Origin of the sequence: Falsiroseomonas frigidaquae (assembly GCF_012163145.1) — a bacterium.
Taxonomy (GTDB): Bacteria; Pseudomonadota; Alphaproteobacteria; order Acetobacterales; family Acetobacteraceae; genus Falsiroseomonas; species Falsiroseomonas frigidaquae.
Genome location: NZ_JAAVTX010000001.1, coordinates 958,242 through 967,802 on the forward strand (window position 1 = coordinate 958,242; position 9,561 = coordinate 967,802).

General features: G+C 68.4%; 7 protein-coding genes, 1 tRNA gene and 1 rRNA gene. 4 read left to right on the forward strand and 5 right to left on the reverse strand.

Annotation, left to right across the window (positions count from 1 at the left end; translation table 11 throughout):
* Window positions 1-17: 17 nt before the first annotated feature.
* From HB662_RS04445 to HB662_RS04460, 4 genes are all read left to right on the forward strand, one after another.
* A complete protein-coding gene (locus tag HB662_RS04445) occupies window positions 18-407 on the forward strand; it encodes a hypothetical protein (RefSeq protein ID WP_168047498.1) in 390 nt (129 codons plus the stop codon).
* A 297-nt stretch (window positions 408-704) separates the two neighbouring features.
* A complete protein-coding gene (locus HB662_RS04450) occupies window positions 705-1,676 on the forward strand; it encodes an asparaginase domain-containing protein (RefSeq protein ID WP_280863886.1) in 972 nt (323 codons plus the stop codon).
* A 61-nt stretch (window positions 1,677-1,737) separates the two neighbouring features.
* Complete coding sequence (locus tag HB662_RS04455; RefSeq protein ID WP_209443082.1) at window positions 1,738-2,799, forward strand: AI-2E family transporter; 1,062 nt, start codon at window positions 1,738-1,740, stop codon at window positions 2,797-2,799.
* 332 nt (window positions 2,800-3,131) lie between these two features.
* Window positions 3,132-4,193 (forward strand): helix-turn-helix domain-containing protein, encoded by a 1,062-nt coding sequence (locus tag HB662_RS04460; protein ID WP_168047500.1) that lies wholly within the window; start codon window positions 3,132-3,134, stop codon window positions 4,191-4,193.
* Between the two features lie 12 nt (window positions 4,194-4,205).
* Here the strand turns inward: HB662_RS04460 and HB662_RS04465 are convergent, their stop codons facing one another.
* The 5 genes from HB662_RS04465 to rrf form a co-directional block, all read right to left on the reverse strand.
* Window positions 4,206-5,747, reverse strand: coding sequence for a DcaP family trimeric outer membrane transporter (locus tag HB662_RS04465; protein ID WP_168047501.1), 1,542 nt, complete (start codon window positions 5,745-5,747; stop codon window positions 4,206-4,208).
* A 109-nt stretch (window positions 5,748-5,856) separates the two neighbouring features.
* Window positions 5,857-7,347, reverse strand: a complete 1,491-nt coding sequence (locus HB662_RS04470) for an alpha/beta hydrolase (RefSeq protein ID WP_245185397.1) — start codon at window positions 7,345-7,347, stop codon at window positions 5,857-5,859.
* 47 nt (window positions 7,348-7,394) lie between these two features.
* Window positions 7,395-8,621 carry a patatin-like phospholipase family protein gene (locus HB662_RS04475; RefSeq protein ID WP_168047502.1) on the reverse strand — a complete coding sequence of 409 codons (1,227 nt, stop codon included), beginning with the start codon at window positions 8,619-8,621 and terminating at the stop codon, window positions 7,395-7,397.
* Window positions 8,622-9,241: 620 nt separating this feature from the next.
* Window positions 9,242-9,315: transfer RNA gene (locus tag HB662_RS04480), tRNA-Met, on the reverse strand.
* Between the two features lie 31 nt (window positions 9,316-9,346).
* Window positions 9,347-9,461, reverse strand: a 5S ribosomal RNA gene (rrf, locus tag HB662_RS04485).
* Between the last annotated feature and the right edge of the window lie 100 nt (window positions 9,462-9,561).

Here is a 9,561-nt window from a genome sequence, read left to right on the forward strand (position 1 = left end):
CTAGAGGAGAAGACCGCATGACGACGAACCTGCGACGCGCATTGCAACGCCCGATGCTCGCGGCTGCCGCGCTTGCATCCGTGGTGGCGATGCCATTGCCGTCCCTGGCGCAGACCTCGATGGGCTCGCGCGAATTCCAGCAGGCCGAGCTCAGCGAATTGTCCCCCGCCCTCCGCAGCGAGGTGGAGCGGCGTGTCGCCCAGGCGCCAGGCAACACGCCACGCGGCGTGCTGGAGTCGATGCTGCTCAACGAACTCCAGATCCGCGAACCCGCCAGCCGGATCGTCGGGCTCGACCTGGGTCGCGGCGTGGTCGTGATCCAGCAGCCGGCCGGCGCGATGAAGGCCTACACCTTCAACAAGCAGGAGGGTCTGCGGGTCATGGGCGAGGTTTCGCTGGCCCGTTGACCGCGGCCGCTTCGCATCAGGTGGGGTGGCGGGCGCCAGGCACGGAATTCCTGGCGCCCGGACTTTCGGGACAACGAGCATGCGCTTGGGTCAAGGGAATCGCTTCTTTCCGCCCGGGCGGCCGCACGGCCCGGACGCGGTGCATGCCGTGCCTGCGCGCCTTGCCGCGATGGCGGAGGATCTGGTGCTGCCTGTCCACCGCGCCCTCACGCCCCCGGCCGAGAGACCGCCAGGCATCAGGCCCGGCGCACCATCCCGGCCGGTGCAGGCCGGCGTCGTCCTCGCCGGCCGGCAGCCATGAGGCGTCCACGCCTGTTCATCATCTCGGTCGGTGGCGCGGAGACCGGAATGCCGCCGGAGGAGCTTGGCGCGGCACTGGGTTCCGTAGTCTTGCCGGCGACCGTCCCGGCCTTCGCCGCCATCGCGGATGTGGATTCATTCGCATTGTTGCACGTGCCGAGCGCTTCGCTCTCACCCGCGCATCTCGTGGACGTCGCGCAGCGGATCGAGGACGCGCTGGCCACGGGCTGCGACGGCGCGGTGGTGATGCATGGCGCGGACACCATCGAGGAATCGGCCTTCATCCTCGACCTTCTGGTAGGCAGCGAGAACCCGGTCGTGGTCGCGGCCATGTGCTGCGGTGGCAATGGGCTCGGCGCGCGTCAGGCGGCGCGGCTGGCAGTCGCCGTCGCCGTGGCGGCCGCGCCCGAAGCCCGCGGCCTGGGCACGATGGTGGTGGCGAAGGATGAGATCCATGCGGCGCGCTTCGCCCAGCTTTCACACGCCCGGCAGGGAGCCTCGTTCGTCTCTCCGCTGGCCGGGCCGATCGGCCTCATCGTCGAGGGACGCCCGCGATTCTGGGCGCGTGTATCGCGCCTGCCGTGCTTTCCGGCCTATGACGGGCCGCCTCGCCAGGTGGCCCTGCTGCGCTGGACGATGGGTGACGATGGGCGCTGGCTCGGGTCACTGCCGATGCTCGGCTATGCCGGCGCGGTCATCGAGGGCATGGGCGCGGGCAATGTGCCGATGGAGGCCATGCGACCGCTCGGCGAACTCGCAGCGCGCATGCCGGTGGTGCTCGCCTCACGTTCCACGACCGGGCTCGTCGTGGCGCGCAGGCGGCCCCGCGCGGATCTCGACCTGCTCCGCCTGGGCCTGATACCGGCGGGATGGCTGTCCGGGCTCAAGGCGCGCCTGCTGCTAGGCGTCGCGTTGCGCGGTGGCACCGGACACGCCGCGGCTGCCGCCGCCTTCGCGCACTACCAGTGACCGCGCACGCCGCAGTCCCGCAGGACGCCCGCCTGGCGCCAGGGCAGGCCGGAAGCACGCCATGGTGAGCGACCACGCGATGCGCACGATGATCGGCCTCTGCACGGCGATCCTGGTCGCAGCGGCATTGCGTGCCGCCGATGCGGTCTTCGCGCCGATCGCCGTAGCGCTCTTCGTCACCGCCCTTTTGCGGCCGGTGCAGCGCGGCATTCGGTCCCGGGCCGGCGCGGCCGTTGCGGCACTGGCCACCATGGTCCTGGCGTTGGTCACCCTTTGCGTGCTCGCGCTGCTCAGCGCCTGGGCCTTTGGCAGGGTCGGCCAATGGACCATCGTGAATGCCGCCACGCTGCAGGCGCTCTACGCGCAGAAGGTCGCGCTGCTGCAGGACGCCGGCGTACCGGCGGAAACCCTGGCCGGCATGTTCGACATGCGCCTGATGGTCCGCCTGGCCCAGCAGGTCACCTCCCAGTTGCAGGGCATATTGAGCTTCACCGTGGTCACCCTGGTCTTCGTCATTCTCGCGCTGCTCGAAGTGGACGTCGCGCGCCGTCAGCTTGAGGCGCTGCGCGATTCACCCGGCGCCGCCGCGCTGCTGCGCGCCGCAACACGAACCGGCGCGAAGCTGCGTGCCTATATGGCCGTCCGCACCGTAATGAGCATCCTCACCGGCCTTGCCGTCTGGGCCTTCGCGAGCGCGATGGGCCTCGAACTGGCGGAGGAATGGGGTCTCATCGCCTTCGTGCTGAACTACATCCCCTTCATCGGGCCGCTCGTGGCCACGGTATTCCCCACGGCCTTCGCGGCGCTGCAGTTCGGCACCTGGCAGGTGGCCGCCACCGTCTTCGCCGCGCTGCAGGTGATCCAGTTCCTCTCGGGCAGCTATATCGAGCCACGGCTGGCAGGGAAGCGGCTGGCGGTCTCGCCCTTCCTGGTACTCGTCGCCGTGTTCCTCGGCGCGTTCCTGTGGGGCATCATCGGCGCTCTGGTCGGCGTTCCGATCCTGATCGCGATCCTGTGCATCTGCGAGGAATTCGAGCAGAGCCGCTGGGCTGCGCGGCTGCTGTCGGGCCTCGATGCCGATACCGCGGTGCCACCAGCGCCTCGCGAGGCCGGTTCGGCGTAATCCAGCCGCTGCGCCGAATCATGCCGGGCGTCCCGCGATTTGGCCCAGCATCCCCGCCGGTGCCGCCAAGTAATCTTCGTGGTTTCCCAGATAACCCGGAAGCGTAGGGTTCTGCCGCGACCAAAGCTTCCGTCACTATCCTTACAGCACGGGCAAACCTTGCCACATTCCAGTTATTGGGAGGAAGGATTTACATAATGCTTGCAGCACCTCTCGACACAGTTACAGATCGTGTTCTACCGTGGGAGATCGTGGACGCTGCGGATGCGCCCGCTGCTTCGGCCGTTGCCAGGCCGCCTGGGCGGCCTGGCTCTGGCGACAGCGATCAGGACATGGGCACGCCGGCCGGAACCGATGATGCAGGGGCCGTAGCCCGGCCCAGGCAACCGCTGACCTTCTCCACCCTGGACCTGCCCGCGCGGCAGCAATTCGACGCCTGGCAGGCTGCCAGCGCCGGCACCATGGAGGTGATGCCCCTGGCCGATCCGGCCGCCGGCTTCCCCGCCGAGCGGGCGCTTTGGGCGCTTGGTCCCCTGGCGCTCATGACGATGCGGGCTCCGGCCGCGCGGCTTGTGCGGACGGCCGCCGCGGCTCGCCGAACTTCGCTGGACCATTGGATGATCAACGTCGCGCTGCGCGGCGAGCGGCGGATCTGCAACGACGTGGCGAGCTCGACCATCCCTGCCGGCGTGGCAAGCATCGGCTCGATGAACGATGTCATGGATTCGGATCGAACGGACATCGACTGGCTCTGCCTGTTTCTGCCACGCGATCTTGCGCCCGAGATCGCCACGGCGCTGAGCGCCTCCCGCGGCAGTCCGCTCGATACCTCCATGGGTCGCATCCTCGCGTCCTTCCTCGTCCAACTCGCAGCCGAGGTGCCGTCGCTTGGCGAGGCAGAGCAGGCGCGGGTCGTCGAATCCGCCCGCGCCATTGTCGCGGCATCCATCGCACCGTCGGCCGAGGCAATGGCCGCCGCGCATGCGCAGATCGACCTCGTGCAACTCTCGCGCGTCAAGGTCATCATCCGGCAGCATCTGCGTTCCGCCATCCTCACCGCGGAACGCCTCAGCCGCTTGGCGGGCGTCTCACGCTCGCAGCTCTATCGACTGTTCGAGCACCAGGGCGGTGTCGCGCATTACATCCAGTCGGAGCGGCTGCGGGCGGCATGTCGTGCGCTCGCGGCACCAGGGGGTGAGCGTGACATCTCGGCGATCGCAGAGGATGTCGGCTTCTTCGATCCCTCGGCCTTCAGCCGGTCGTTCCGGCGGGAGTTCGGGGTGGCGCCGCGCGAGTTCCGGGCCGCGGCCCTGGCGGGGCAGGCGGTTGTGCTGCGGCGGGACCCCATGAAGCCGGCCACCACCGACCTCGCGGATTTTCTTGCCCGACTGTAGCAGCCCGTCCGGTCAGAACCTGGCGATGCCGAAGGCGACCAGGCGGTTGGCAATGCCGTGCCCGACGCCGCCCGCCCCTACCGCCTGCGCGCCATCCTCCAGGTCGCGACGGCTGAAGACGTACTCGACCCCGAGGTCGAGCCAGCCGAAGGGTTGTCGGCTCGTCGTCCGGGTGGCGAAGGGGCTCCAGACCAGGTTCGCGATCACCTGCTGCATCTCGCGGTTCAGTGAAAGCGCTCCGCTTGAGCCGGGCGCGAAGCCGACACCGCTCGGAAAATCCTGCCGCGCATAAGCATAGGAGAGCGTGCTGCGCAGCGTGTCGCTCCAGAAGCGGCGATAGCCGATGGTGCCGCCATAGCTCGGCACCAACTCCAGGCTATAGCCGGTGCCGCCCGTCGCGGAGATGTCCGTCAGGGCCGCCTGGCCGAAGGTATTGCCGGCGAAGTAGCGTCCGATGCCTTCGCCGTAGTGACCCATCAGCAGCAGCTCGTCGCGCCCGAAGGGCGTCATCCAGCGGCCGAGCGGCAGTCGCGCATGCGCGGCAAGTCCCCAGCCAATACTGCTCTCGGACCCGCCCGGACCAAGCACGGTGCCGTCCGCATCCAGCGCCAGCCGACGCACCAGGCCGCGCAGCACATACTCCTCCGGCCCGTCGCGCCAGGTCACGCGCGCCAGCAGATCCGGCGCCTGGTCGAAGACGGGGCTCGCGCCGCCATCGAGGCGTATGGGGCTGAAGATCGGCCCGCCCTGCGTCGTGACGTCGCCATATGGCGCTTCGAGCGAAGCCTGCACCGTCCAGTTCGGGCCGAAGCGCCGCGTTGCGCGCAACTGCGCCTGGCGGATGAAGGATTGGTTCAGGTTGGTGGCGTCGTGATAGGCCTCGATCAGCCCTTCGTTCCAGAGGCTGTTGGCCTGCCCTGCGAGGAAGCTCCAGTCGCCCTGCGACAGTTCCGCGAAGGCCAGGCGCAGGCGCAGGGCGAGATCGCCACCCTGGGAGATCTCACCGCGGAAATCCGCCTCCACCGTGGTGTCGAGCCGCCCCCAGCTGGTTTCGGTGCGCGTGTCGAAGCCGATGCGCGAACTGCGCGCGGTGACGTCGAAGCCACCGTTCTGGCGGGCCGCGGCGCTGCCGGTCAAGGGGATGCCCTGGACCGAGGCCGCATCCGTCGCATTGCGCCCGTTGAAGTCGGCATAGCCTGTCAGACGGATGAAGCCGTAGAGCCGGACTGAGGTTTCGGTATTCGGCACGCGCATCGCAAGCCCGTCGAGGCTGCCGCGCAGCGCCTGGTCGACCTCGGCGCGCACCACCTCCGGCGTGCGTTGTGGCGGCACGACGACGACCGCCGCGACGGAGGGCGCGGCAGGAACGGCTGACTGCACGGGCGCGGGCGCGCGCGCCGCAGGGCGGGGCGGGCGGCGTTCGCGTTCGAGCTGGTTCACCCGTTGCTGCAACGCCTCGATGCGGCGGATAAGTTCCGCGACATCGGGCTGCTGCGCCGCCACCGGCGTGACGAAGGCAAGGGTCAAGGCGCCCGCCGCTTTCCAGATGCGCATCGCGCCCAACTCCACCAACCATGCTGCGCAAGCATCGGAAGACGTGGCCAGAACTGGAAGTACGCCGTGTCTCGTCCGCGTGCCGGCTGTTCCGCGTGGCGCGTCGGTCTCAGCGAACCGCGCTGCGTGCTGGCAGCACGGCCCCGGCGGCGATCGTCTCCTCGATCCGCTCGGCCAGATAGGGGAAGAAGGGGTTGGAGGAGAGTCGGAGCAGCGCATCCGGCGCGATGGCCAGCACGCCGCGTTCGCCGCGCGGCGCGATGGCACCGAGTTGCACGCCGAAATCCTCCTCCGCGTCGGGCTCGAGGCCGTACAGGCCATCCGTCACCGGGAAGGGCAGCGCGACATGGGAAAGCGAATAGACCGCGCGCGGCCAGGCGAGCCCGATTGGCCGTACCTGCTCCTCCGTGGCGCCGGCCTCGGTCGCTCGCTCCACCACCTCGGCGTGCTGCGGGCCCGCATTGGTGACGACCACGCTGCGCCAGGCGCGGGTAGCCGGCGGCAGCAGCCGGTCCAGCGCCGTCTCCGTCGCTGTCGTCAGCAGGGGCCCGAGCTTGGCGTTGCGGTTGATGTCGAACAGCACCAGTTCACTGCCCTGCAAGGGCAACTGATCGTAGAGCGCCGTGATGACCGCGCGCGTGCTGACGGTGAAATCCACCACCGACTGGAAGGTCAGGATCGGCGGCAACGCGGCGAGGCGGCCCGCCGCGGCCAGGCGCCGCATCTGCCCCTGCAGTTCCATGGTCAGCCGATGCGACTGCCGCGCACCGTTCACGGGGAAGGAGTTGTACTTGAAGGGGATGAACTCCGGCACGATGCCGAGCCAGGCGGCCTTGGCAAAGCGCGGCAGGAGCGCCGGCAGCGCCGTCAGCCCGGCGAAACGGGCAAAGGCGGTAATGCCGATCATGGGAGAGATCAGCACGAGCCGGTCCGGAGCGGCTGTCGTGCCATGCTCGACAGCATCGAGCGCATATTTCAGCGCCAGCGCGCCGCCATTCGAGAAGCCGATGAGATGCAACGGCATGTCGGGGCGAACGCGCGCACGGGCCTCGCGCATGGCGAGACGCGTGGCAGCCAGCCAATCCTCCCACGTCACCCGCGTGAGCGCCGCCGGCACCGTGCCGTGTGCTGGCAGCCGGATGCCGATCGCGATCCAGCCACGCTGGCGGTAGAGGTTGGCGATATGGCGCAGGCTATACGGCGAGTCCGTCAGGCCGTGCAGCAGGACGACGGCGCCCCGCGCCTCGCCTTCGGGCTCCATGACGAAGGAGCGGTTCCAGTCCTGCGCGAAGAGCGCCGGATGCAGCGGGCTGCCCGCGAAGTAGCGGTTGGCCGGAATATGGTCTGCCGGCTCCAGCGCCGCGGTCACCTCCGTGCGTACCGTGGCGAAGGCCGCCGCCTCGGCGGTGAGGTAGCCAGTCCAGTCGGCGGCATCGATCTCCGCGGCGCGCAGTTCCTCCGGCACGACAAGGTGCCAGGGCGCAAGCGGCGGGCCCTGCCGGATGTCCCACACGCGCAGGGCCAGCAGCGCGACAACCAGCGTGGCCCCGAGAAGCACGATCCGCCGCGGCAGGCGCCGCACCCAGTTCGGCATGTTCATCACCTGCTCCTACGGCGATGCCCCACCGCACGCGCCGGCACGTGCGGTCATCGCGCCGCGGCCAGGCCCGCAGGCCCGGCGACCGAGGTGGTGGCGAGCGGTGGCGCCGTGGCCCAGGCCGCTCCGCTCAGGCCCGCGGCACGGCCGTACTCGAATAGCGCCTTCATGAATTCGGGATCGAAGGGCCCGCTGCGCGGCGCCCTGAAGTCCGTGCCGATATACGCCACACGGAAGCCCAGCCCATCGCGCAGCGCGGTCAGGTAGATCCGGTTGATGTCGTTGATGCCGCTGAAGTGCAGCAGCGTGGAGGCCGATCGGCCGGTGATGCTCATCACCCCGCGAGCGACGGTAGCGCCCTCCAGGTCGATGCGACCATTACGCACAACATGAATCACGCGTCTGCGCTGACCCGATCCGGCCCGGTCCATGTCGCGCAGTTGCATGGATGGCGGGTAGAAGAAGACCTGTACCGACGCGCCACCATCAACATGCATCTCCTGAAACGTACGGCCTTCATGGTCGATGTTGACCAGCACGGGGGGGAAGGCGCCAGGGATGGAGGCTGACGCCAGCAGGATGCGGCGAAACAGATCCAGCGCCCCTGGATGTCCGCTGGCCGCGATCGCGCCGATATTCCAAACCACCGGGCGTTGCAGGTCGAGATTCGTAGTGCCGATCAACAGCAGCCGCCCGCGCCGATATTCACGGGCAATCGCGCGCAGCATTGCCTCGTCGGCATGACGCTCGATCAGGCTGTAGAGCGGCGATGTATCGGCAACCGCTTCGCCGAATACGAGGGAGAAGGCGGTGGTAAGCCAGCCGCCGAGGCGCAGCACATCGGCCCGCCCGGCCGGGGTGAAGACCTCGCGGAGTGGTGCGTCGAAGGCGGGGCCGAGGAACGCGAAGGGCGCGATCAATGCACCGGCCGAAATGCCGGTGACGACGGTGAATTCGGGCCGGTTGCCGGCCTGGGTCCAGCCATTCATCAGTCCTGCACCGAAAGCGCCGTTATCGCCGCCGCCGGACAATGCGAGGAAATGCACCTCCGATGGGCCGTCGCGCTGTGGCCCCTGCGCCGCCCTGCCCAGCTGCGCCATCAGCACGCCCTCGCGGCTCAGGGCATCGGGCGGACCATCCGGCCAGAAGCGAGCATTGGAAATACCGAGCACCGGCAGGTCCGTCGCCAGGCTGGATGGTGGCGGATCGAGCCGCACGATGCTCGCGCAGCCACTCAGGAGGCTGGCAGCCAGAAGCAACACGACGGCGAGCGCCATGCCGACCGTGCGGTCTGGTTGGCTGCGGTGATGGGCAATCGGTGAACCGGACATCAGGCAGGCGCGATCGCGTGGAAATGGACGCAGCGCGGCTTTGTCAGAATCGTGGACGCGTTGGAGCAGATCACGTTCGTTCCTTCAAAGCTGATGTCGACCGGTTTCCCTTGAGAACGTGGCGCCAACCAGCGGCGTGGCGCATCTGCGCAGCGCATTTCATGAGCTACTGGCCGTGATTTAACGGAGAGACCACTCCTGTTGCGCCTCTGACGCTCTTACGTCCGAGACTTTAGCAATGACGTTTGCCTGCACAATTGGCATCAGGTGCCAGCATTGTGGCGCACATCCCAGTTGCCGCGAAGGCGCCGTCCGCTCGGCAGGTCTCGTGGAGCCGCTCATGTCCGGCCATCATGCGCCGATGCAAGGTGACCCTGCTTCGGGTGATGGCTCAGCATTGAGCGCGATAGCGGCCCTGTTGGTGCTCCCGGCGGTGCGGGGGCGACCCTCTCAGTCGGCGGCCTGCGGTTGGGCGATTTCCGGGCACTATCCGAACGCGAAAAAGCCGCCTGCGGAGTGTTTCTCCGAGGCGGCTTGGAATGCGTTGATTTGGTGAGGCGAATGGGATGCGGGGACAGGATTTGAACCTGTGACCTTCAGGTTATGAGCCTGACGAGCTACCGGGCTGCTCCACCCCGCGGTGGTGGTATGTATGATGTTCCGGTGTGGTGGCCCGGCGGCGACCTACTCTCCCGAGCCTTAAGGCTCAGTACCATGGGCGCTGGGGTGTTTCACGTCCGAGTTCGGGATGGGATCGGGTGTATCATCCCCGCGATGGCCACCGAGCCACCAGACCGGAACATCATATGCTGCGGTGTGTGATTTGGTTGTGTGTGTGTGTGTGTGTTGGGTAGATGGAGTGCGGTTTGGTGCTGCGCGCGGCGCT